A 23,046-nucleotide genomic window follows, 5' to 3' on the forward strand; every position below is an offset into this window, starting at 1 on the left:
TGGTCTGAAAAAGTCCGTCACGGCCTTTTTCAGACGCGCTTAAGTTCGGTACACGCCCGGACTTAAACTACGCCAGATCAGGCACTTGCGTGCCTGATCTGCGGCGTGCCGTCCCTGGCCCGGGGAAACTTCGAGCTTATTCAGAGTTTCCTTAAAAAAGCTGCCACAGGCCGGCCATTGTTCATGCCGACGCCAGTCCCCATGTCCAAATCTTTGCGTTTTATGAGGTAGTCCTACGTGGAAACCGTGCTTGCCGAGGATGTGCTCCATCGCTTTGTGCTGGAACGTGCCGGCGTCCGGGGCGTGATCGTGCGGCTGGGTGCCGCTTGGCGTGAGGTTGCCGGCCGCGCCGACTATCCTGCGCCGCTGCTGGATCTGCTGGGGCAGACGCTGGCGGCCAGTGCGCTGTTGACCGGCAATATCAAGTTCGAAGGTGCGCTGTCGGTCGAATTGAAGAGCCAGGGCGTCTTGCGCCTGCTGTTCGCCGAATGCACCGATGCCGGACGCCTGCGTGGCCTGGCGCGCTGGAGCGCCGAGGAACTGCCCGAAATGCTCTCGTTGAGCGAATTGCCGCAAGCCATCATGGCCATCACCATCGGCCAGGCGGACCGCGGGCAGCGTTATCAAGGACTGGTCGATCTGCGCCACCCGGATCTGGCAGGGGCGCTGGAGAACTATTTCCAGCAGTCCGAGCAGTTGCCGGCCCGTTTCGTACTGGCTGCGAATGGGCAGCACGCTGTAGGGCTGATGTTGCAGAAGCTGCCGGGCGAGGGTGGTCACGACGCGCAGCAGGACGAAGATGGCTGGCCGCGCGTGGAGCACCTCACTGCGACCTTGGGGCGTGACGAGCTGCTGAGCACGCCGCCGGAGCAATTGCTCTATCGCCTGTACCACGAGGAAACCGTGCGCCTGTTCAAGCCACGCCCATTGGCGTTCGGCTGCAGCTGCTCGCGCGAGCGGGTGGAAGCCATGCTGCGATCGCTGGGGCGCGAGGAGATCGAGGCGACGCTTGAGACCCAGCAAGGCACTATCGAGGTTACCTGCGAGTTCTGCGCACGCACGTACCATTTTGACCGCGTGGATGCGGAACACTTGTTGAGTGGCGGAGCGGCGGCGAATTCGACGGTGCAATGAGGGGCTCTACGTACCTCACGTTTTGAGGTCTACGTAGGCTGGGATGACAATCCCAGCATCGCTCGCGCCGAATGCATGGCCATGCTGGGATTAGCATCCCAGCCTACTTCACCCATACTTCGGCTGGCCGCGGCTCGGCAAACAGGAAGCCCTGTCCAAAGCGGCATCCGATATGCCGCAATACCTGCCGTTGCGCATCATCCTCGATGCCTTCGGCGATCACCTGCATCTGCAACGAATCGGCAAGCACCTGGATGGCGCGCACCACCGGCACGCTGTGGCTGTTGGCTTTGGCCAGTTCGGTGATGAAGCTGCGATCGATCTTCAAGGTTTCGATCGGATACTGGTGCAGATAGCTCAGCGAAGAATAGCCGGTGCCGAAATCGTCGAGCGCAATGCTCACGCCATGCTGGCGCAGGTTGTCAAGCATGCGTTTGACTTGGGCGGGATTTTCCAGCAGCGTGCGCTCGGTCACCTCGATGCGCAGCGAGCGAGGATTGACGCGATGCGCGCTCATCAAGTTGAGCAGGCGGTCGTCCAGATCGGACTGGCGGAAATGGCGGCCCGACACGTTGAGGCTGACGAATCCTTCGGCGCCTGCCAGCGTGCCTGCTTGCGAAGCGATCTGTTCAAAGATCTGCCAGTCGATGCTCTCCGCGCTGCCGTTTTCTTCGGCCACGGCGAGGAAGTCGCCCGGGGCCAGCAATCCGCGCACCGGGTGGCGCCAGCGCAGCAATGCTTCGTAGCCGACGGTGCGACCGTCCTCCAGCGATACGATGGGCTGATAGAAAGGTACGAATTCATTGCGGCTTAACGCGCGGCGCAAGTCGCCTTCCATTTCCAGCAGCGACAGCACTTCGCGGCGCAGGCGGTCGTCGAACACCGCGGCGCGATGACGGCCTTCGTCCTTGGCGCGATACATGGCGGCATCCGCGTCGCGCAACAATTCTTCCGGCTGTTGATAGTGCGGGCCGGGCAGCGCGATGCCGACCGAGGCAGAGGTGAAAATCTCCTTGACGCCCAAGCGGAACGGCACGTGCAATTCCGCAATGATACGCTCGGCGACCACGCGGGCCTTGCCGGCGTCGCTGATGCCTTCCAGCAGAACGGCGAACTCGTCGCCGCCCAGGCGCGCGACCAGGTCGCGCGTCTTGAGGCAGGCCCGGATACGGCTGCCGGCCTGGAACAGCAGGTCATCGCCGATCAGGTGGCCGACCGAATCGTTGATGACTTTGAACCGATCCAGGTCGATGAACAGCACCGCGAACAGCTTGTTTGGATCGGCGTGATACGCCTGGAGCGCCTGGCCCAGTCGCTGTAGCAGCAACGTACGGTTGGGCAGGCCGGTCAGCGAATCGTGCAGGGTTTCGTACATCAGCCTGCGCTCGACGCGTTCGCGCTCGGCGATCTGCTCGCGCAAGTCGCGGTTGGCCAGCGCCAGCGCGCGCGTGCGTTCGGTAACGCGGCGCTCCAGATTGATGTAGGCCTGCTTCAGCGATTCGCTGGTCTGTTTGCGTTGCAGCGCGTTCGCGATGTGGTAGCTGACGAAAGTGAGCAGTTCCTGGTCGCGTGCGTCATAAATGTGCTTGGGTGAGTAGCTTTGCACGGCGAGCACGCCTTTGACGCGGTCGTCCCATACCAGCGGCACGCCCAGCCAGCACACCGATTTCGCCCCCATTTCCACGCATTCGCCCGTAGAGGCCAGGCGCTCGAAGGTCTGGCTGTCGGCCAGCAAAGGCTTACCGTACTTGAGCACGTATTCGGTGGCGCCGTTGGCCACTGGCCGCGACGTGCGGCCTGTATCGAGTTCGTCCACCGAGTAGGGAAAGCTGATGTTCTGGCCGCTTTCGTCCAGCAACGCGATGTAGAAGTTGCGCGCGTAAAGCAAGCCGCCGACCACGCGATGGACGGCGGCATAGAAGTTCTGCTGGCTTTCTGGCGCGCTGGCCAGCTCCGCAATGCGGAACAGCGCGGACTGCAGGCGCTCGCCGCGCTGGCGCTGTAGCACCTGCTGGCGCAACACGCGATTGGTGGCGCGCAGCGCCGCGGTGCGATCGGCCACGCGCCGCTCCAGTTCGGCGTGCGCCTCGCGGCGCTCCAGCGCGGTTTGCATATGCTGCGCGACGTAGTTGAGCAGGTCGCGATCGTGATGCGTGTAGTGCGTGTCGGACCGATAGCTCTGTACCACGATGCCGCCCACTGCCTGGCTGCCGCGCAGGAGCGGTACGCCCAGCCAGTGTTCGCATGCCGGTCCGACCAGCATGAAGCGCCCTTCGAGCTGACGTGCCAGCTCCTCTACCGAACCCATGATCGGTTGGGCGCCCTGCAGCAGGTTCCAGGTCAGGCTGTAGCGCATGTCCTGCAGAGGATAGCTTTCGTCCGGTGCAGGCGGCTTCTGATCGACCGTGTCCACATAATACTGGAAGCGCACGCTGTCGCTGCCCGGGTCATACAGGAAGATGTAGAAGTTCTCGGCATACATCAGCATGCCGACAATGGAATGCAGCGACTGCATCATCTCGGTCATGTTGTGCGTGGTAGCTGCCAGCTCGGCAATGGCGTACAACGCGCGCTGCAGGCGTTCGGCCATGGCCAGGCGCGAGATGGATTCGTAAAGCCGGCCGGTTTCGCTGAGTTGCCGCAGGCGAATGCCGGCCAGGCGACCCAGCCAGGCCAGTTCGGCGCCGGCCTCCTGGCCGGGCACGATGTCACCTTCCCAGACCAGCATCTGCAGGGTTTGCGGGTCGATGGCCAGGTTGAGCCGGCCCGGCTCCGAGCTGCTGTCCGCCTCAGGCGGCAGCCAGTGCAGGGTCCCTTGCAGTCCCAGCCGGTTCAGCGCTGTCTCGCAAATCTCCAAGACGCCGTCCGCATCTGCTGCCCGGAACAGCCGTTCCAGCATCTCACGCAGGGTCGCCGGCAGAATTCCACCGGGAGCTGGCGCAAGATTGCGGCTTTCTGGCACTGAACTCATGACCTGTGAGCGGGTCCATGTGCGGTACGTCGGGTGACTATATCTCGTGAAGATACCGTCATGTGGCGGTGCCCATGGCTTTCACCCATCTGGCTGGCGAGATGGCCTTTGCCAAGCATCCCTCGTGCCAGCAAGTCTTTGTTTCGTGAATCCGTTTTTGGCGACCCCGGCACGGAAAACCTCCCTTTCCAGGGTGTTAGTAAAAAGTAAAGCAAGGTATACTGAACCAACGGGAGTCCGGAGTCGATCGAAAGAAACGGACGGGGTTATCAAGGGTTTCGAACTTTCATGCGCCGCTTGCTGCTCACATTACCGCTGCTCTGCATGCCGCTCCTAGCGGCAGGGCAGACGCTGCCCGGTGATCAGCCGGTAAAACCCGTGTGGATGGAGTCATCGCAGACGTTACAGACGGCTGCTCAGCCGCCGCCGGTGCAGGGTTCGCTGCTGGTGCGGTCGCAGAACGAAACGACAGCGGACGTGCTGGGCGATAGCAACAGCTCGCTGTCGCTCAATCCGCTGGCCGGCGGTACCGTCAAGTCCAGCGCAGTTCAATACGGCATCACCTCTAATGTTACAGCGCAGGCAGGCGTTACTCAGCGCTCGTGGGCCACGCAGCCCCGCATCATCAGCAGCGAAGTAGGCGCCACCTACAACGCCGGCCGCTATAGCGTTGGGGTTAGCGTGGCACAGGATCAGGCTCCCAATCCCACGCCGCTGCCGCGTGTGTTGCCCGGTGCCGTGCCTGGCGTCAACGGGCTGCCCGATTTCGATAGCGCCACGCAGTTGAACGCGCGCGGACGCTTTGCATTGAACAGCAACAGCGGCGTGTTGCTCGGCGCAAGCATGGGCCGCATCCGTCTGCTGCCCGGCAATCAACTGGGCCTGACCACGCTGGACCAGAAAGCGCTGAGCTTCGGAGTCGAACACGGTTCGGTGAGCACCAGCATCGTCGGTCGCACCATGCAGCCCGAACCAGGAATGGCCGTGCCGGGCATGCTCAATGCCGAGCGCCGTTGGAACAGCATCGATCTGGGTGTGACTTGGCATTTGCCATGGCAAGGTTCATTGAGTTTCGGCGCTCAAAATTTGTGGTCGTCCGGTAATGCCGTGAATACGCCGGCCGGTCCACCGGAACCGGATCAGTCGCGTACCCCGTACGTGCAGTATCACCAGGATCTTTAATCCATTCCGTATTTAAAAAAACGCCCCCGACGGGGGCGTTTTGTTTTGCGGCGGAAACGAGGAGCCGTTCGTTGCTTTTCATCACCGTCCGCCGTTCCTGATCTTCACGTCGCCACTGAAGCTCTCGATGTGGATCTTTCCGCTGCCGTTGCCGACTACGGTGTCGAGCGTGCTGCCCGGGCCGTGCTCAGTATGCGTGGGCGTGCCGAAGTCGCTGCGCAGATCACCGCTGAAGGTGTTGGCATGCAGGCTGGCGTTGAATGGCGCCGGAAACTGCAATTGCACATCACCGCTCATGCTGTCGACGTTCATGCTGCCATCTGCGCCGACTACGCCGGTAAGCTGCACGCTGCCCGACACGGTGCTGATGGATAGTTGATGCCACGGGCCGCCGCCGGCCTGGATTCGGCCCGAAACCGTTTGCAGTTCGACTGTATCGCCCAGTGTCGGTGCGAGGATGTCGCCGCTGACCGTTTGCAGCTTCGCTTGCCTGGCAAGTCCGGAGAAAGCGATGTTGCCACTCACGGCAACGACGTTGAGCATCGGCGTCTGCGCATCGATGCGCACGCGTCCGCTGACCGAATTGGCCTCGATATCCCCGCCATGGATTCCGGTCACGCTCACTGGCGCGCTGACGACGTTCACTTTCACCGAAGCACCACGCGGCACGTTGATGTCCAGCGTGCTGGGTTCCATGGCGTTTTCACCGGTCCAGTTGAACCAGCCGCCGTGCCCCTTGGCCTGCACATGGATGCGGAGATTGTTGTCGCTGCCCTCGATGGCGAGCGGCTCGGCGCCATCGCCAAGCTGACCGCCGACGTGCACTTCGGAGCGGTCCCAGGCGGTGATGGTGACTTCGCCTTTGACGTTGCTGACGTCGATGTGCGCAGTTGGCGCGGCCGGATGGTGGAGATCCAGCGGGGTGTCGGCAATGGCTTTCCCTCCTGGGAGCAGGCACAGTAGCAGCGGCAGATAGCGGGCGGTTTTCATCGTTGTTATGTCCTCAGCCGGCTTGTTTCTCGAGTTCGCGCAAACTGTCTTGCTGCGCGTGGGTTCGCTGCAGCAGGCGCTGCAGCGCAGGTGAATCGGGAGCTTGCTGCATGGCCTGTTGCAATTCCATGCGCGCGGCATCCAGTTCGAGCGCGGCGCCGGCCAGGCGCGGGTCGCTCGGTTTCCAGCGCGCGGCCGCGGTGGGCGCGGCGGTGCTGGCGACCTGCGTTGCGCCCTGCGGAACCGCGCGCATGTGCCACACGATGCCGCAGGCAAGCACCACAACCGCAGCAACGCTTGCCGCCATCGCCCACATGCGTACGTGCCGTGTTTGTGCCCGCCGTGCGGGTGCTGAGGCCTCGTGCGATGCGTTGTCGTCGAGTGCGGCATCGATGCGTGACCACAGATCACTCCGCGGCGCGACCGGCTGGTTCAATTCGCGCATCTGGCGCAGCCATTCGAATTCGTTCATCGCGTTTCTCCAAGAATCCTGCGCAACAAGCCCCGTGCGCGATGCAGTTGCGCTTTGGACGAGCCTACCGCCATCTCCAGCTCGCTGGCGATTTCCTCATGGCGCCAGCCTTCCACGTCGTGCAATACCAGTACTGCACGCGCTCGTGGCGGCAGCTTGCCGATCGCGCGTTCCAGCTCTTCGCGCTCCGCCGCGCAAAACGGGGTTTCGCCGTGCTCGGGTATGCAGTCCTCATCGACATAGCCGACCGGGTCAGCACCCCGTGCGCGGATGTCCATGAGCGCCACATTCACTGCCAGGCGATAAAGCCAGGTGCCGAATGAACTTTGCTCGCGGAAGCTGCCCAGCTTCTGCCAGGCCCGCACAAAGGCATCCTGCGTAAGATCCTCGGCGCGCGCGTGATCGTAGCCGGCGAGCCGCAGCATGGCGCCATGGATCCGTCCCGCATGCTCGCGATACAGGCGCTGGAATGCCTGTCGGTCGCCCGCGGCGGCCGCACGCACGTCATCCCTATCGTTGTTTCCCGCAGCTAGCGCAGGTGGCATGGGGCTTCCGGTGGCGATGCAAACGGCAATCATCTTGCCAGCTTGGATGCAGCCCAGGGCAGTTGGGTTTAGCAGGCTGTTGAGAAGCAGTCTGCTAATGCGGGGCTCGGATGCCCCGCCGCCCATCAAGCGCTGCAAGCGCTTGATGGGACGTAGCCAAGTACGGACCTGCGCCGGACTTGGCACGTTGAGAAAGGGCAGGAAAGCCCTTTCTCAACATCCTGTTGGAGAAGCCAGCCCAGTGCGTGCGGCGGGCGCTCTTCTCACTCCCCTCCGGCAAGGGAGGGGAGGAGCTTGTCATCAGGCATTCGCCGCCTTGCGCGGCAGTTGCAGGGCTTGTTGGACGCGTTGCTGTTCCTGCCGTAGACGCGAGGGCAGGCGACTGCCGAAACTTTCGAGGTATTCGCCAATGGCGTGCAGTTCCGCCTGCCAGCCGGCGTGGTCGACATCGAGCAATTCGGCCAGCGTCTCGCGAGGCAGCTCCAGGTCGTCCAGCTTCAGCTCGCCGCTGGCGGGCAGGGTGCCGATGGGGGTTTCCAGGCCGCGCACCTTGCCTTCCACGCGGGCAATCATCCATTCCAGCACGCGCAGGTTTTCGCCGAAGCCGGGCCACAGGAACTTGCCGTCTTTGCCTTTGCGGAACCAGTTCACGTGGAAGATCTTCGGCAGCTTGGCGCCGGGCCGGTCGAACGACAGCCAATGATTGAAATAGTCGCCGTAGTGGTAGCCGCAAAACGGCTTCATCGCCATCGAATCGCGACGCAGCACGCCTACGGCGCCGGTGGCGGCCGCGGTGGTTTCCGAACCCATGGCAGCGCCCATCAGCACGCCATGCACCCAATCCTGCGCCTGAATCACCAGCGGAAGCAGCGACGGGCGGCGGCCGCCGAACACGATGGCGCTGATTGGCACGCCTTGCGCATCTTCGGCCTTGGACGACCAGGTGGGACATTGCTTGGCGCTGACGGTAAAACGCGAGTTCGGATGCGCGGCCGGACCATTGGCCGGGTCGTACGGGCGACCTTGCCAATCGGTCACCGGCGTACCCGGCAGGCCTTCCCACCACGGCTGGTTGTCGGCAGTGAGCGCAACGTTGGTAAAGATCGTGTCGCGCGAGATCGAAGTCAGCGCATTGGGATTGCTTGAGTCGCTGGTGCCCGGCGCGACGCCGAAGAAGCCGGCCTCGGGATTAATGGCGTAGAGACGGCCGTCTTCGCCTGGGCGCATCCAGCAGATGTCATCGCCGATGGTCCACACGCGCCAGCCGTTCTTGCGATACCCTTCCGGCGGAATCAGCATCGCCAGGTTGGTCTTGCCGCAAGCGGAAGGAAATGCAGCGGCAATGTAGTGCGTTTGTCCTTGCGGGTTCTCGATGCCGACGATCAGCATATGCTCGGCCAGCCAGCCCTCGCGCCGCGCCTGGAAGCTGGCGATGCGCAACGCATGGCACTTCTTGCCCAACAGCGCGTTGCCGCCATAGCCGGAGCCGTACGATTTGATCGAAAGTTCTTCCGGGAAATGCATGATGAAGCGGCGCTCGGGATCGAGTTCGCCGATGGAGTGCAGGCCCTTCACGAACACGCCGTCTGAGTGCAAGCCTTCGCGCTCGATGCGCGCCAGCGCCTCGGCTCCCATGCGCGTCATCGTGCGCATGTTGGCCACCACGTAAGGGCTGTCAGTGATCTCCACGCCGCAGCGTGAAAGCGGGGAGTCGATCGGCCCCATGCAATAGGGAATCACGTACATGGTGCGGCCTTCCATGCTGCCCTCGAACAGCGCATCGATCTTTGCGTGCGCGTCGGCCGGCGCCATCCAGTGATTGTTCGGGCCCGCGTCCTGTTCGTGCTCAGTGCATACAAAGGTGAGGTGCTCCACGCGCGCCACGTCGGAAGGGTTGGAGCGATGCAGGTAACAGCCCGGATGGGTCTGCTGATTCAGTTCGATCAGATCGCCTGTCTGCAGCATCTGCTGCACCAGTGCGCGATATTCGGCGTCGGAACCGTCGCACCAATGGATCTGCGCAGGGCGGGTCTTGGCCGCCACCTCATTGACCCATCGTTCGAGCGCCGCCAGCTTGCTCGTCATGCTTCCCTCACTTTTGGTATGCCCATAAAACAGAAGAGTTACGCTAAGTTACGACAACTGGGCCTGGCAAGGTGTGGTGCAGCATAAGTATGACTAAAGCGGATTGAGGCAAGGTTGAACGTGAGAGTCGACCGGAGCCGCTCCCACGATCAATTTCGAATGGATGCGCGCCCGGGCTTACGAAGGAATCAGCGTGGCGATCATGTGTTCGACGTAGGTGTCGAACTCTTCGTGGGTCAACCGTGGCAGACCGAGCGTGAAATTCAGTTGCAGGAAGCCGACATAGGCGGCATAGGTGAGGCGCGCCCGATTGAGCGCTGCAGCGGACTCCATGCCAACCTCGGTGTAGGCGGTGTGGAGGAATTCCGTGCGGCGCTGAGAGACGCGGGCCATCACCGGCACGACGAGCGGATGGTCCAGGGCCTTGAGCAGCGCCGCGTAGACGCGATGCGGATGCAGCTCGTGCGCGACCCGCCGGAACAATTCCGGCAGGCGTTCGCGCGGGTCCGGAAGCGCCTCGATCTGGCCGATGATTTCGCGTTCGCCGTATTGCTCCCAGCGTTCCAGGGCCGCCTGCAGCAAAGCTTCGCGGGTACGGAAATGCCAGTAGAAACTGCCCTTGGTAACGCCTAGTTGACGGGCCAGCGCTTCGACGGCCAATGCGCCCACGCCTTGTTCGGCGATCAGGTTGAGGGCGGCGTCTTCCCAGTCTTCGGCGGAGAGGCGCGTACGTTCAGGCTTTTGGCGGACATTCATACCCGTATGGTAGCCGATGCCGCGCGAAACTGCGCTTGTTCAGGCTGGCAAAGCAGCGGGCCGCGGCCGCTTCCGAGGCAGGTTGACGGCGCCCCGGCAGCCAATCCATACTCAAGCGTATGGAATCCATCCAAACCCATCCCTCCGCGTTCCTTGCTGCCGATGGTCTGACCTTGGCTGTGGACGTGCGCAATCCTTCGGGCAAGCCGACGCTGTTGTTCGCGCATGGCTTCGGGCAGACCCGCGGCGCATGGAATGCTGCTGCGACGACGATGGCGGCGCGTGGTTGCCGCTGCGTGTCGTTCGACAGCCGGGGCCATGGTGAAAGCACCCGGGCGTCGGGTGGCGACTACCATATGCAGCAATTCGTTGACGACTTGCGCGCGCTCGCTCACGCCCAGCCGGAACCGGCGATTCTGGTCGGTGCTTCGATGGGTGGTTTGCTCGGTCTGGTCGTGGCCGGAGAGCTGCGGCCTTCGCCGTTCCGAGCACTCGTGTTGGTGGATATCACGCCACGTTGGGAAACCGCCGGGGTTGAACGTATCCTCGCCTTCATGCAAGCGCATCCGGACGGTTTCGCCAGCTACGCCGAAGCGGCGGACCAGATCGCCGCCTATCTGCCGCAACGTCGCGAACGCAAGAGCGAGCAGCAATTGCGTCCCTTGTTGCGCGAAGGCGCGGATGGACGCTTGCGCTGGCACTGGGATCCAGCCTTGCTGGCCGGCGACCTGATCAGCGAATGCGAGCGCTACCAGCCGCGACTGTTGGAAGCGGCGGCCAAAGTCGAGGTGCCGGTGCTGCTGCTGTCGGGCGAGCGCAGCGACGTCGTCTCGCAGCACACGGTCGAAGAATTCCTTGCGCTGGTACCGCATGCGCAGCATGCGCAAGTGCCTGGCGCTACCCATATGTTGGCTGGGGATGCGAATGACGCATTCACGGCCGCGATCGCAGGCTTCATCGGGAGCCTGGAGCCTGCCTTTCGTCCGCGGGACGAAGCTAAGCAACCTGCATGAGGTGTTGAAATGTCCGTCCTATTGACCGTGTTGGCCGCGCTCATTGCGACCGGCGCCAGCGCCTACCACCGCAGCAGTCTGCGCACCTGGGCGATCGCCACGATTGTCACCACTCTTGCCGTGGGCGTGTTGGCGCGCGCGCCGATCACGACGGTGATTTTGCTGATGATCGAGGTGCTGATCGCGGTGCCGTTGCTGAACCTGGCTTTTCGCCGCAAGCAGATCAGCGCACCGCTGTTGAAAGTTTTCGCCAAGGTGACACCGAAGCTTTCGGATACCGAACAGACTGCGCTGGAAGCCGGTACCGTCGGCTTCGAGGGTGAGTTGTTCTCCGGCAAGCCGGACTGGCACGAACTGCTCAAGCAGCCCAGACCTGAGTTGAGCGTGGAAGAAAAGGCCTTCCTCGATGGGCCGGTCGAGCAGCTGTGCGGCATGCTCGACGACTGGCAGATCACCCACGAGCTAGCTGATCTGCCGCCGGAAGTGTGGGACTTCATCAAGAAGCACAAATTCTTCGGCATGATCATTCCCAAGCAGTACGGCGGCCTGGGCTTCTCCGCGCTGGCACACTCGGCGGTACTGCAGAAGCTCGCCAGCATGTCGGCAACGGCGGCTTCCACCGTCGCGGTGCCCAATTCGCTCGGGCCGGCTGAATTGTTGCTGCACTACGGCAGCGACGAGCAGAAGAACTATTACTTGCCGCGCCTGGCGTTGGGCGAAGAAATTCCGTGTTTTGCGCTTACCGGCCCGTACGCGGGCTCCGATGCGACTTCGATTCCCGATTACGGCGTGGTCTGCAAGCAAGTAGTCGATGGTGTCGAAACGCTGGGCATGCGCCTGAATTTCGACAAGCGCTACATCACCCTGGCGCCGGTTGCCACCGTAGTGGGCCTGGCCTTCCGCTTGTACGACCCCGATCACCTGCTTGGCGACAAGGACGATCTCGGCATCACGCTTGCGCTGCTGCCGCGCAGCACGCCGGGTCTGGAAATCGGCCGCCGGCATTTTCCGTTGAACGTTCCGTTCCAAAACGGACCGGTGCGCGGCAAGGACGTGTTTGCGCCGATGTCCACCTTGATCGGCGGCCCGCACATGGCTGGCCATGGCTGGCGCATGCTGGTGGAATGCCTGTCGGTCGGGCGTGCGATTTCGCTGCCTTCCAATGCAACGGGCGGAGTGCGCATGGCGGTGGCGGGCACTGGCGCGTACGCACGAATGCGCAAGCAGTTCGGCCTGGCTGTGGCGCGTTTCGAGGGCGTGGAAGAGGCCTTGGCGCGTATCGGCGGCCTCACTTATGCCACGGCCGCGCTCTCGCGTGCGACGGCTGCAGCGGTTGACCGCGGCGAGAAGCCGGCGGTGCCTTCGGCGATCGCCAAATATCACGCGACCGAATGGGGCCGTGCCGTGGCGGGCGATGCCATGGACGTGCACGGCGGCAAGGCCGTGCAGCTCGGCCCGAAGAATTATGCCGGTCGCGCCTGGCAAGGCGTGCCGATTGCGATCACGGTCGAAGGCGCGAACATCATGACGCGCAGCCTGATGATCTTCGGCCAGGGCGCGATCCGTTGCCATCCTTATGTATTGAAGGAGATGCAAGCACTGTCGATCGAGGATTACAGCGAGCGCCTGAAGGCGTTTGACCGAGCCTTGTTCGGGCATCTCGGCTTCGGCGTTTCCAATGCCGTGCGCAGCCTTGCGCTGGGCATCACCGGCGCGCGCATCGGCGATTCGGCCGGCGATGCCTATGTGCGCCGTTACTACCGCAAGCTCAATCGCTATTCCTCCGCTTTGGCATTGTGTGCCGACACCTTCATGGGCGTGCTGGGAGGCAAGCTGAAGTTCAAGGAAAAGCTCTCCGCGCGATTGGGCGACGTGCTGAGCTATCTCTATATCGCCAGCGCCATGCTGAAGCGCTATGAGGATACCGGCCGCCCGGAAGCGGACCGTCCGCTGCTGGCATGGGCGTTCCATGAGTGCATGTGGCGCACGCAGATGGCGCTCGATGGCGCGATCCGCAATTTCCCGGTGCGTCCGGTGTCCTGGCTGCTGCGTGCCTTGGTGTTCCCGTTCGGCCGCCGTGAGGTACCGCCGTCGGATCGTCTGGGTCGCCGCGTCGCCGCAATCATCACGGCGCCCGGAGAAGCTCGCGATCGCTTGCTGGAATGGGCCTATCTCACCCCCACGTCCAACAACACCGTCGGCCGCATGAACGAGCTGCTGCCGGATGTGATTGCCGCCGAGCCGGTGGAGCGCAAGTTCCTCAAGGCGCAGAAAGCCGGCCAGTTCAAGTCGCACGACTATCTTGGCCAGCTGGACGAGGCGATGCGTTCCGGCGTGATCGACAGCTCGGAAGCCGCCTTGCTCAGGCGAGTGCGTGAAGGCGTGTTCGAGTTCATCTCCGTGGACGATTTCGATCCGGCGGAGTTGCAGTCGGCCGTCACCCGCAAGCATGCCAAGAAGCTGGCTGATGCCGCTTGAGGAGAAAGCATAGGTTAGGGTGCAAACCCCAACTCGGGATGTAGGATGTGTGCTGACGTTGGGGTTTGCACCCCAACCCACGCGGCAGGAGCTTTCATGGGTGCACCGTTGTTGTCCTTGTACCAGCGCATCACGCGCTGGCCAGCCGGCCATTGGCTGTTTTCCCGCGCTGTCTGCCTGCGAGCCCCTTACTTCGCCACCGTCGCTCCATTGTTCGTTGCCCTGGAACCGGGACGCTGCGAGGTGCTTATGCGCGATCGCAGGCGTGTGCATAACCATATCGGCACGGTGCACGCCATCGCGTTGTGCAATCTGGCCGAGTTGAGTGCAGGCGTCATGGCCGAGGTGACGCTTCCGCCCGACGCACGCTGGATACCCAAAGGCATGAGCGTGGAATACCTCAGCCGGGCCAAAGGCAGCATGCACGCGGTGGCGGCTCCGGAAGCACCGATGGATGCCGTGGATGCCGGCAAGGAGTGGCCGGTGCGGGTGGAGGTGACGGATCCAAGTGGAACGCCGGTGTTCCGTGCGCGCATCACGATGTGGGTGTCGCCTCGCAAGAAGGCGTGACGCCGCGCGACTTGCGCAAGCGGATGATGCTCTTGCGTCGCAAGGCAATCCGCAGCAACACTGCCGAAACCGACGTACACACCAGCAGGGCCACCACCGAGGCTTCCGCGCCGAACGCGCCACCGCTCAGCCAGTCCGGGCCGGTCCGCGACGACAGCAGCCAGCCCTTGGCGTCTGTGCCGGATACCGGTATGCCGTAGATCGTCCCCTGCGTGATGTTCCAGGCGGCATGCAGCCCTATGCATGCCCAAAGCGTCCGTGTCACGTGGAAAACCAGGGCGAGCAGAATGCCGGCTTCGATGGCGATGGCCAACGAGCTCCACGGCGTAGCGCTGGGGTTGAAGATGTGTGCGACGCCGAAAAAGACGGCAGAAATCGCCAGCGCCCACCAGGTGCCCAGGCCTTCCTCGGCGATGCGGAATAGCACCCCGCGCATGGCGATTTCTTCGCCGATGCCGGCTCCAGCACCCGCGATCAGCACGCCGGACAGCCAGTCCACGTGTGCATTGATGCCAAGTACATGATAGCTGCCGCACAGCCACAGCACGCCCACCACGGTGCTGAAGATGAGAAAGCCTGACAGCAGTCCGGCCAGACCGTAGGCAGGAAAAGCACGCAAGGACAATTCGCTTGGCGATCTTCGCTCAATCAGGCAGACCAAAGCCAGATAGGCAATGACAGTGGCGGAAAGCTCGATCGACAGGCCGGCTAGCGCACTTTGCAGCGGCGTTGCCGTTTTGCTCATCCAGCCCAGCGAGGACAGGACGCTACGCACCGAGAAGCCAAGGCCGATGGCGATGGCGGTAAAGATGGCGATACGGGCCACTGCTGAATAAATCAGCCAGCGCTGCCACGCCGGTGCCGAGGCCGGCGTACGAAAGGCGATGTTTTCGGGCATGGCCATTTCCCCATGGTGAGCAATCAGGCTACGACCGTGCGACTGATCACATCGGCGCCAGCGCACAGCCGTTCTTGCCGCTCTCCTTGACTTGATACAGCGCCCGATCTGCGGCTTGGATCAGTGTCTCGTCTGAATCGATTTTTTCGCTCCACAACGCGATGCCGATGCTGGCGCTCACGCGGGCAAGGAAGGCGCCGTGTTCGCCCTGCAGCGGATACGGCTGCGCCAGCACCTTGCAAATTTCCTGGCAGCGATTCAGCAGCGGCTGGATGTCATCGGCACCTTGGAAGATCAGCGCGAACTCGTCGCCGCCCAGGCGCGCCGCGGTATCGTCGGCACGCACCTGACCGTTCAGCCGCGAGGAGATCGCCTGCAACAGCGCATCACCTGCCGGATGGCCGTACGTATCGTTGACCGCCTTGAAGCCATCGATATCGACCAGCGCCAGCGCAAAGGGAATGCCGTGCAGCATGCTGTATTGCACTGCCGAGCGCAGCCTCTCGTGGAACAGCATGCGATTGGGCAATTCGGTCAGCATGTCGTGGGTGGCTTGATGGCGCACCCGGGCTTCGGCGCGCTGCCGCTCGGCGATCTCGGCCTGCAATTGCCGGTTGCGGGCGGACAGTTGCTCGAGTGTCTCCTGCAATTGCATGCGCGCGTTATGCAGTTCGAGGAACACGCGTACCTTGGATTTCAGGATCGTGTCGTTGATCGGCTTGGCGATATAGTCGACTGCGCCGGAGCTATAACCTTTCAAGCGGTTGATGTCGTCCGCATAGGCGGCGGTGACGAAGATCACCGGCGTATCGCGCAGGTGCTCGGTTTCGCCAAGCAATTGCGCGACTTCGAAGCCGTCCATGTCAGGCATGTTCACGTCGAGCAGGATCAGCGCGAACTGTTGGTCCAGGCAGGCCGCCAGCGCCGAGTTGCCGTTGCTTGCCTCCACCAGTTCGGCGCCGCAGTCGGCGAGCAGATGGCGCATGGCGACCAAGTTGGCGCGGGTGTCATCGACGACCAGGATCTTGGGAATGTGAGTATTCATGGCAGAGTTGATTGAGGACGGGGGCGATGTCCGAAAGCGGCAGGCAGTAATCGGCGCCGGCCAGGTCCAGCGCGGCCTGCGGCATGGCGGTGGCCTCGGCGTCAGCGGGAGATTGCACGATGGCGACTCCGCCGAGCTGTCGAATGCGTAGCAGTCCCGCAGCGCCATCGGCATTGGCGCCGGTCAAGATCACGCCGATCAGGGCCTGGCGCCAAACTTCGGCGGCGGAACAGAACAGCACGTCGATGGAGGGGCGCGAATAGTTCACGCGCGGGTCGACCGACAGGGCGAAATTGAGATCGCTCTCCACCAGCAGATGGTATCCGGCGGGCGCAAGATGCACGACGCCGGGCTGGACCGGCTGGCGCTCGACCGCCTCGATCACCGGCAATACGGAATTGCGTCCCAGCACGTCACCCAGAATGTCCATGGCGTCGGACCGGTGGCAGCAGACCAGCACGGGTTGCTGCAGCCCGGCATCGAGCCCGCCGAGCAACGTCATCAGTGCATCCACACCGCCCGCCGAACAGCCGATCGCGATGGCGGCGGGTGAGGTCATTCGGCGATATCGTCCAGGTGGCTGGCGAGCCGGTAGATGCGCTGCGGCTCGCTGAACGGCACGAAGGCCCGCGCGACAGGCGAGCGGTCGATGTTCTCGCGTGCCCCCAGGCAGAGGAAGCCGGCGCGTACCAGGCTGTCGCGAAACAGCGACAGCGCGCGGTTCTGCAACGTGTTGGAAAAATAGATCAGCACGTTGCGGCACAGTATCACGTGCGCCTCGCAAAAGACGCCGTCAGTGGCCAGATTGTGCACAGCGAAAGTCACGTTCCGGCGCAGGCGCTGGTTGAGTTTGAGCAGCTTGTAGCCGGCGCTGCAGTAATCGGCCAAAGAGCGCCGGCCGCCGGCGGCCTGGTAATTGCGCGACCACTGTTGGGCTTCCTGCGCGGGATAAATGCCCTCGCTCGCGCGCTGCAACGCACGGTCGCTCAAATCGGTGGCAAAGATCTGCGTGCGCTCGTACAGCCCGGCCTCTTCCAGCAGGATCGCCAGGGAATACACCTCCTGCCCGTGCGCGCAACCGGCCTGCCAGATGTTGATGTGCGGATAGGACGCCAGCAGCGGAAACACCTGCTCGCGCAGCGCACGGAACATGTCCGGATCGCGGAACATGTCCGACATAGGTACGGTCAGGCCTTCCAGCACGCGCGGCAGCAGCGCGGGTTCGTGCAGCATGCGTTCGGTCAGGCCGGTAATGGACCTGCATTCGAGCTGATCAGCCAGCAGGTGCACGCGGCGCTTGAGCGAAGCCGGCGCATACTGGGTGAAATCGTGCCCGTGGCGCTTTTGCAGCGCCTGCACGAAGAGGTCCATTTCGATGCAGTCCAGCTCGGAGGCATCCATGGGAGCAGCTCCCTTAAGGTCAGTCACGCAACCACATGCGCATCAGCGAAGCCAGCTTGTCCACGTCGATCGGCTTGGACAGGTAATCATTGGCGCCTGCTTCCAGGCAGCGCTCGCGGTCACCGCGCATGGCCTTCGCCGTGAGGGCAATGATCGGCAGGCTGGCGAGGTCCGGCCGGGCGCGGATCGCCCGCGTCGCTTCGTAGCCGTCCATGCCGGGCATCATGATGTCCATCAGCACCAGTTCGATCTGCGGGTTCTCGCCCAGCACCTGCAAGGCTTTCTGGCCATCCTGCGCCATGCTTACACGGATGCCCCAGTCGCGCAGCACCTTGGAAAGTGCAAACAGGTTACGCATGTCATCATCCACCAGCAGCACGTTGTGATCGCGCAGGCCATCATGGCTGGAAGCGGGGCCGGAGCTGCCTGGTGATTGCCTGGTGTCGCGAATGCTGTGCAGGAACAGGCTGACTTCATCCAGCAGACGCTCGGGCGAGCGGGCGCCCTTGATGACGATGCTGTCGGTGTACTGGCGCACCGCCAGGTTTTCCTCGCGGCTCAATTCGCGGCCGGAATACACCACTACCGGCGGAATGCTGCCGCTGGTGGCGAGCTTCTCCAGCAGTTCCAGGCCGGACATGCCGGGCAGGTCCAGATCGAGCACGATGCAGTCGTAGCCGGTGCCGGCGATCATCTCCAAGGCTTCCTCGCCGTTGCCCACTTCATCCACTTCAACGTCGTCGTCCAGGCTCAGCAGGTCGTGCACGGCGCGGCGCGCGGCTGCGTCATCGTCGATCACCAGCAAATGACGGGAGCGCCCCTCGGCGAAATGCAGCAGCCGTTCGAACGCCTGGTTGATCGCCTCCCGCGAGACCGGCTTGGTAAGAAAGCCAACGGCGCCCAGTTCGCGTCCGCGTCCGGCGTCGTCGGTGGCAGTAAGAAAGTGCACGGGAATATGCCGGGTAACCGGATCGGCTTTCAGCCGTTCGATCACGGTCCAGCCATCCATGCCCGGCAGCATCACGTCGAGCAGGATGCCCACCGGGTGATAGCGGCGCGCCAGTTCCAGCCCGGCCTCGCCATTGGGGGCGTGCAACATGTGATGGCCCTTCTGCCGCACCATGTCCGCCAGGATGCGCGCGAAGGCCGGATCGTCTTCCACGACCAGGATTACGCTGTCGCCCGGGGCAATGCGTTCGCGATCGTCACGCATGCCTTCGGCCGGGAGCAGGGCACGCGTGGCCGCGCGCGGCACCGGCGTGTGATTGGCCGTTGCCGTAGGCGTCTTGGTAGGGATGGGAGTGCCGGCGCCATGCTCGGGCAGCAGCAGCACGAATTCGCTACCCTGGCCGACTTCGCTACGCAGCACGATGTCGCCACCCATCAGCCCCGCCATGCGCCGCGAAATGCTCAGCCCCAAGCCGGTGCCGCCGAATTGCCGGCTGGTGCTGCTGTCGGCCTGTTCGAACGCGTTGAAGATGCGTTCCAGCTTGTTCGCCGGAATGCCGATGCCGGTGTCCTTCACGCTGATTGCCAGCAGCGGGCTCCCTTGTGCGATTTCCGCTACCGGCAGATCGCCACCGGGCCGGCCAATGTGCACGCGGATGCTGCCTTGCTGGGTGAACTTGAAGGCGTTGCCGAGCAGGTTGTTGGCGATCTGCTCCAGCCGGGTGGGATCGGTATGGATGGTTTCAGGCAGCCCTGCATCCAGCGCCACCTCGTAATCAAGCTTCTTTTCGCGCGCCACGTGGTCGAAATTGCGGCGCAGGTTGCGGGCCAGGCTCTGCAGCGGGTAATCGACCAGCGACAGTTCCATCTTGCCTGCTTCGATCTTGGACAGATCGAGAATGTCGTTGATCAGGCGCAGCAAGCCCGAGCCCGAGTCGTGAATGATACGGGCCGACTCCACTTCCTCGTCGTCCAGATGGCCTTCGCGATTGTCGGACAGGCTGCGCGACAGGATCAGCAGGCTGTTGAGCGGCGTGCGCAGCTCGTGCGACATATTGGCCAGGAATTCGCTCTTGTACTGGCTGGCGCGCGCCAGCTCCTCGGCCTTCTGTGCAGTGTCCCGTTGCAATGCCTCCACCTGTTGCTTCTGCTGGCGCAGCGATTCGGTCATCAGGCGCAGCTCTTCATTGGAAGCCTGCAGCTCATCGGCCTGCACGCGCAGTTCCTCCTCGGACGCCAACAGGCGCTGGGATTGCTCTTCCAGTTCGATGGTCTTGCTTTGCAGAGTATCGTTGGCGGAACGCAGCGCTTCCTGCTGCTGGCGCATCGTGACGGAAGAAATGCGCAGTTCGTCTGCCTGTTCGCGAGTCTGTTCGAGCAGTTGTTCGGTGTTCACCGTGCGGTTGAGGTTTTCCAGCGTCAGCGCCGCCAGGGGCAACAGCTCTTCCAGCAATTGCTCGTGGTGGGCCGTGGGCGCCGTGAAGCCGGCAAATTCCAGCACGCCGACCAGTTGGTCGCGAACCATCAAAGGCAGGATGGTGAGATGGCGTGGCAACGCCGAGCCACCGCCCCAGTCGATACGCAAATAGTTCGCCGGCACGTCGTCCAGCACGATGGCGAGCCGCGAAGCAGCGCATTGGCCAACCAGGCCTTCGCCAGGCATGTAGGCATCCGGGCTGTTCTGGATGCGCAGCCCGTAGCTGCCGAGCAGGTCGAGCCGCTGGCGGGACTCGTCGAAGCCGTAGAACAGCGCCACCCCGGCGTTGATGGAGGGTGCCAGCTGGTTGACAAACCTTTCCGCGAACTCGCGGTGGTTGGTCGCCGACTGCAGGTTGGTGGAAATCGCCGTGACATGGGATTTCAGCTGTGCCTGCTCGTGCGTCTCCATCACCATGTTCCTGAACACCTGCAGGGCGCGCGAGATTTCGCCGATTTCGTCGCGCCGCTCGATGCCACGGATAAGGATGTTGTGATCGTGGTTGGCGAGCCGGGTCATCGACTCGCCCAGCCGGCGAATCGGCCGCGCCACCATGCGTGAGGTCAGCGAGATCACCAGCAGGCCGATGGACAGTTCGATCAGCGTACTGACGAGGTCGATATAGCGGGTCGTGTCCAGCAGGTTGTCCGCACTGCGTACGCGCGAGGCGAGCAATTGCCGTTCCGAAACGACCATGTCATCAAGCACTGCCATGTAGTCTTCGACGTGCACGGTGCGCCGCGCCAGATAGTTCTCGCGAATGGGTGCGATCTGCGCGGCAAGCGTCTGCCTGTCAGCGGACTTGATCGACGTCATGGGCCCGAAAACCATGGCCTGCAGTTCCTGGTCCCAGCGCAGGGCCAGCGTCTTGATCCGGTCGATGCGCGACTGCTGTAGCGGGTTGTCCGAGGTCATTTGCTGCAGCTGCGTCAGCTCGGTCAGGAACGCCGCGTTGCTCTTCTTCGCTTGGTCCAGTTCCTGCGGCTCCTGGGTGAGCAGGAACCCGCGCAACCCGACCTGCCCGGACAAGGCCGTGCGCTGCAGCTCTCCTATCTGCTGGATGACTTGATTGGTGTGTTCAACCCACCGCCGCGTTTCCGACTGCAGATTCCCTGACACGACGTCAATCAGGCTGTCGATGAAAAACAGCCCCAGCAGCAGCCCTATCGCCAGGATGATCTTGTAGCGAATGGGCAGGTGAGCCAGCCAGCCATACTTCTTTGGAGTCGGCGTCACGTTGGAGCTGACCATGCGAAATCCCGCTGAGGTTGACTTTGGATAGGCCGCGCCTCCGGTCGGATGGCGGCCCCCTTGGCAATCAGATTAGCGAGATGCCCTGCCGGGCGGTACTGCCCGGCAAAAATGACGATTGTGTGAAGGCAGGCCGGCCGCCGTCGCTCAGACGTCCACCGCAGCGGCGTGCTCGCGGGTGGCGGAGAAGCGCACGGCGGGCGCACGCTCCTGCGTCAGCTGCAGGTTTACGCGGGAAGGTGCCAGATAGACCAGCTCGCCGGCCGCATCGATGGCCAGGTTCATGCTGTTCTTCTCGCGGAATTCTTCCAGCTTCTTGGCGTCGTCGCAGTGCACCCAGCGGGCCGTCACCACGCCGACCGGCTCGAAGCTGGCTTCCACGCCGTACTCGTCCTTCAAGCGGTACGCCACCACATCGAACTGCAGCACGCCTACCGCACCCAGGATCAAATCGTTGCTCATCAGCGGACGGAAGAACTGCGTGGCGCCTTCCTCGGAAAGCTGGGCCAGCCCCTTCTGCAACGCTTTCATCTTCAAGGGATCGCGCAGGCGCGCACGCCGGAACAATTCCGGGGCGAAGTTGGGGATGCCGGTAAAGCTGATCGCCTCGCCTTCCGTGAAGGTGTCACCGATGCTGATGGTGCCATGGTTGTGCAGGCCGATCACGTCACCCGGGTAGGCGCTTTCCACGATTTCGCGATCGCTGGCCATGAAGGTGAGCGCGTTGGCGATGCGGACTTCCTTGCTGGTGCGCGTCTGGATCATTTTCATGCCGGCGGTATAGGTGCCGGAACAGATGCGCATGAAGGCGACACGGTCCCGATGTGCCGGATCCATGTTGGCCTGGATCTTGAACACAAAGCCGGTGAGCTTTTCTTCCGCCGGTTTTATCTCCCGCGAAAGCGTGTTGCGTGAGCGAGGCGAGGGCGCGTGCTCCACGAAGAAATCCAGCAGCAGCTGCACACCGAAGTTGTTCACCGCCGACCCGAAGAATACCGGGGTCAGCTTGCCGGCGAGGTATTGCTCCAGGTCGAACGGATGCGAAGCGCCCTGGACCAGTTCCAGTTCCTCGCGCATTTCGTTCAAGGCCTCCGTGCCGATGGCCTGCTCCAGCCCGGGCGCGTCCAGGCCCTTGAAGATGGTCGAATCCTGGCGCGTAAAATTCTTGCCCTGCTCGAACACGTGCACTTCGTCCAGCAGCAGGTGGTACACGCCCTTCAGTCGCTTGCCCATGCCGATCGGCCAGGTCAGCGGCGCGCAGGCGATGCCGAGCACGGATTCCACTTCGTCCAGCAGCTCGATCGGCGAGCGGCCCTCGCGGTCGAGCTTGTTGATGAAGGTCATGATTGGGGTGTCGCGCAGGCGGCACACCTCCATCAGCTTGATCGTGCGCTCCTCCACGCCCTTGGCGCAGTCGATCACCATCAGCGCCGAGTCCACCGCGGTAAGCACGCGATAGGTGTCCTCGGAGAAGTCCGCGTGGCCGGGGGTGTCGAGCAGGTTGACGATCTTGCCCTCGTAGGGAAACTGCATCACCGAGGAGGTCACCGAAATGCCGCGCTCCTTCTCCAGTGCCATCCAGTCCGAAGTGGCGTGGCGCGCGGCCTTGCGGCCTTTCACTGAGCCGGCCATCTGGATGGCGCCACCGAACAGCAGCAGCTTTTCCGTCAGCGTGGTCTTGCCCGCGTCGGGGTGGCTGACAATGGCAAAGGTGCGGCGGCGCTGGGTTTCTTGCAGGTGGGTGGACATGGGCGGTTGGGCTGGCAGGCGAACCGCGTATTGTAGCGTGGATGGCTCGCCGGGACGCGCTCGGATTGGCATCCCAGTCTT

General features: G+C 63.1%; 17 protein-coding genes. 5 read left to right on the forward strand and 12 right to left on the reverse strand.

What is annotated here, in order from left to right; all coding sequences use genetic code 11:
- The first annotated feature begins 237 nt into the window (after nucleotides 1–237).
- Nucleotides 238–1,134, forward strand: a complete 897-nt coding sequence (gene hslO / locus EKH80_RS15785) for an Hsp33 family molecular chaperone HslO (protein WP_126685738.1) — start codon at nucleotides 238–240, stop codon at nucleotides 1,132–1,134.
- Between the two features lie 103 nt (nucleotides 1,135–1,237).
- Here hslO and EKH80_RS15790 read toward each other — a convergent pair whose 3' ends face one another.
- On the reverse strand, nucleotides 1,238–4,105 hold the full coding sequence (locus EKH80_RS15790; RefSeq protein ID WP_126685739.1) for a bifunctional diguanylate cyclase/phosphodiesterase: 2,868 nt from the start codon (nucleotides 4,103–4,105) through the stop codon (nucleotides 1,238–1,240).
- A 324-nt stretch (nucleotides 4,106–4,429) separates the two neighbouring features.
- Between EKH80_RS15790 and EKH80_RS15795 the strand changes: the two genes are divergently transcribed.
- Entirely contained in the window at nucleotides 4,430–5,287 is an 858-nt protein-coding gene (locus tag EKH80_RS15795; RefSeq protein ID WP_329955488.1) for a hypothetical protein, read from the forward strand.
- Nucleotides 5,288–5,368: 81 nt separating this feature from the next.
- Here the strand turns inward: EKH80_RS15795 and EKH80_RS15800 are convergent, their stop codons facing one another.
- The 5 genes from EKH80_RS15800 to EKH80_RS15820 form a co-directional block, all read right to left on the reverse strand.
- On the reverse strand, nucleotides 5,369–6,277 hold the full coding sequence (locus tag EKH80_RS15800; RefSeq protein WP_126685741.1) for a DUF4097 family beta strand repeat-containing protein: 909 nt from the start codon (nucleotides 6,275–6,277) through the stop codon (nucleotides 5,369–5,371).
- 13 nt (nucleotides 6,278–6,290) lie between these two features.
- Nucleotides 6,291–6,749 carry a hypothetical protein gene (locus EKH80_RS15805; RefSeq protein WP_126685742.1) on the reverse strand — a complete coding sequence of 153 codons (459 nt, stop codon included), beginning with the start codon at nucleotides 6,747–6,749 and terminating at the stop codon, nucleotides 6,291–6,293.
- Nucleotides 6,746–7,294, reverse strand: coding sequence for an RNA polymerase sigma factor (locus EKH80_RS15810; RefSeq protein WP_126685743.1), 549 nt, complete (start codon nucleotides 7,292–7,294; stop codon nucleotides 6,746–6,748). Before EKH80_RS15810 ends, EKH80_RS15805 begins: the two co-directional genes overlap by 4 nt.
- A 300-nt stretch (nucleotides 7,295–7,594) precedes the next feature.
- Nucleotides 7,595–9,379, reverse strand: a complete 1,785-nt coding sequence (locus EKH80_RS15815) for a phosphoenolpyruvate carboxykinase (GTP) (protein ID WP_126685744.1) — start codon at nucleotides 9,377–9,379, stop codon at nucleotides 7,595–7,597.
- A 177-nt stretch (nucleotides 9,380–9,556) separates the two neighbouring features.
- Nucleotides 9,557–10,135, reverse strand: coding sequence for a TetR/AcrR family transcriptional regulator (locus EKH80_RS15820; protein WP_126685745.1), 579 nt, complete (start codon nucleotides 10,133–10,135; stop codon nucleotides 9,557–9,559).
- A gap of 119 nt (nucleotides 10,136–10,254) precedes the next feature.
- Here EKH80_RS15820 and EKH80_RS15825 point away from each other — a divergent pair, with 119 nt between their 5' ends.
- From EKH80_RS15825 to EKH80_RS15835, 3 genes are all read left to right on the forward strand, one after another.
- Nucleotides 10,255–11,148: an alpha/beta fold hydrolase gene (locus tag EKH80_RS15825; protein WP_126685746.1), complete on the forward strand. Its 894-nt coding sequence runs from the start codon at nucleotides 10,255–10,257 to the stop codon at nucleotides 11,146–11,148.
- Nucleotides 11,149–11,157: 9 nt separating this feature from the next.
- Nucleotides 11,158–13,626: an acyl-CoA dehydrogenase gene (locus tag EKH80_RS15830; protein ID WP_126685747.1), complete on the forward strand. Its 2,469-nt coding sequence runs from the start codon at nucleotides 11,158–11,160 to the stop codon at nucleotides 13,624–13,626.
- Nucleotides 13,627–13,722: 96 nt separating this feature from the next.
- Nucleotides 13,723–14,196, forward strand: coding sequence for a hotdog fold domain-containing protein (locus EKH80_RS15835; protein WP_126685748.1), 474 nt, complete (start codon nucleotides 13,723–13,725; stop codon nucleotides 14,194–14,196).
- On the opposite strand, the gene EKH80_RS15840 is transcribed toward EKH80_RS15835, so the two are convergent.
- From EKH80_RS15840 to EKH80_RS15865, 6 genes are all read right to left on the reverse strand, one after another.
- The gene (locus tag EKH80_RS15840) at nucleotides 14,162–15,094 is read right to left on the reverse strand and encodes a CPBP family intramembrane glutamic endopeptidase (RefSeq protein ID WP_126685749.1); all 933 of its coding nucleotides are present in this window, start codon (nucleotides 15,092–15,094) and stop codon (nucleotides 14,162–14,164) included. The genes EKH80_RS15835 and EKH80_RS15840 overlap by 35 nt on opposite strands.
- A 46-nt stretch (nucleotides 15,095–15,140) precedes the next feature.
- Complete coding sequence (locus EKH80_RS15845; RefSeq protein WP_126685750.1) at nucleotides 15,141–16,139, reverse strand: diguanylate cyclase domain-containing protein; 999 nt, start codon at nucleotides 16,137–16,139, stop codon at nucleotides 15,141–15,143.
- Nucleotides 16,102–16,698 carry a chemotaxis protein CheB gene (locus tag EKH80_RS15850; RefSeq protein ID WP_126685751.1) on the reverse strand — a complete coding sequence of 199 codons (597 nt, stop codon included), beginning with the start codon at nucleotides 16,696–16,698 and terminating at the stop codon, nucleotides 16,102–16,104. Before EKH80_RS15850 ends, EKH80_RS15845 begins: the two co-directional genes overlap by 38 nt.
- A complete protein-coding gene (locus EKH80_RS15855; RefSeq protein ID WP_126685752.1) occupies nucleotides 16,695–17,540 on the reverse strand; it encodes a CheR family methyltransferase in 846 nt (281 codons plus the stop codon). Before EKH80_RS15855 ends, EKH80_RS15850 begins: the two co-directional genes overlap by 4 nt.
- 19 nt (nucleotides 17,541–17,559) lie before the next feature.
- Nucleotides 17,560–21,216, reverse strand: coding sequence for a response regulator (locus EKH80_RS15860; protein ID WP_126685753.1), 3,657 nt, complete (start codon nucleotides 21,214–21,216; stop codon nucleotides 17,560–17,562).
- 147 nt (nucleotides 21,217–21,363) lie between these two features.
- On the reverse strand, nucleotides 21,364–22,965 hold the full coding sequence (locus EKH80_RS15865; protein WP_126685754.1) for a peptide chain release factor 3: 1,602 nt from the start codon (nucleotides 22,963–22,965) through the stop codon (nucleotides 21,364–21,366).
- Nucleotides 22,966–23,046: the final 81 nt, after the last annotated feature.

The sequence above is a fragment of the Dyella choica genome, assembly GCF_003977665.1.
In the GTDB taxonomy this organism is placed as follows: Bacteria; Pseudomonadota; Gammaproteobacteria; order Xanthomonadales; family Rhodanobacteraceae; genus Dyella_B; species Dyella_B choica.

Bases quoted from the DNA above. Each gene is read 5' to 3' on its own strand.
- EKH80_RS15790 (WP_126685739.1), bottom strand. From the start codon at position 4,105: ATGAGTTCAGTGCCAGAAAGCCGCAATCTTGCGCCAGCTCCCGGTGGA.
- EKH80_RS15795 (WP_329955488.1), top strand. From the start codon at position 4,430: ATGCCGCTCCTAGCGGCAGGGCAGACGCTGCCCGGTGATCAGCCGGTA.
- EKH80_RS15800 (WP_126685741.1), bottom strand. From the start codon at position 6,277: ATGAAAACCGCCCGCTATCTGCCGCTGCTACTGTGCCTGCTCCCAGGA.
- EKH80_RS15805 (WP_126685742.1), bottom strand. From the start codon at position 6,749: ATGAACGAATTCGAATGGCTGCGCCAGATGCGCGAATTGAACCAGCCG.
- EKH80_RS15810 (WP_126685743.1), bottom strand. From the start codon at position 7,294: ATGCCACCTGCGCTAGCTGCGGGAAACAACGATAGGGATGACGTGCGT.
- EKH80_RS15815 (WP_126685744.1), bottom strand. From the start codon at position 9,379: ATGACGAGCAAGCTGGCGGCGCTCGAACGATGGGTCAATGAGGTGGCG.
- EKH80_RS15820 (WP_126685745.1), bottom strand. From the start codon at position 10,135: ATGAATGTCCGCCAAAAGCCTGAACGTACGCGCCTCTCCGCCGAAGAC.
- EKH80_RS15825 (WP_126685746.1), top strand. From the start codon at position 10,255: ATGGAATCCATCCAAACCCATCCCTCCGCGTTCCTTGCTGCCGATGGT.
- EKH80_RS15830 (WP_126685747.1), top strand. From the start codon at position 11,158: ATGTCCGTCCTATTGACCGTGTTGGCCGCGCTCATTGCGACCGGCGCC.
- EKH80_RS15835 (WP_126685748.1), top strand. From the start codon at position 13,723: ATGGGTGCACCGTTGTTGTCCTTGTACCAGCGCATCACGCGCTGGCCA.
- EKH80_RS15840 (WP_126685749.1), bottom strand. From the start codon at position 15,094: ATGCCCGAAAACATCGCCTTTCGTACGCCGGCCTCGGCACCGGCGTGG.
- EKH80_RS15845 (WP_126685750.1), bottom strand. From the start codon at position 16,139: ATGAATACTCACATTCCCAAGATCCTGGTCGTCGATGACACCCGCGCC.
- EKH80_RS15850 (WP_126685751.1), bottom strand. From the start codon at position 16,698: ATGACCTCACCCGCCGCCATCGCGATCGGCTGTTCGGCGGGCGGTGTG.
- EKH80_RS15855 (WP_126685752.1), bottom strand. From the start codon at position 17,540: ATGGATGCCTCCGAGCTGGACTGCATCGAAATGGACCTCTTCGTGCAG.
- EKH80_RS15860 (WP_126685753.1), bottom strand. From the start codon at position 21,216: ATGGTCAGCTCCAACGTGACGCCGACTCCAAAGAAGTATGGCTGGCTG.
- EKH80_RS15865 (WP_126685754.1), bottom strand. From the start codon at position 22,965: ATGTCCACCCACCTGCAAGAAACCCAGCGCCGCCGCACCTTTGCCATT.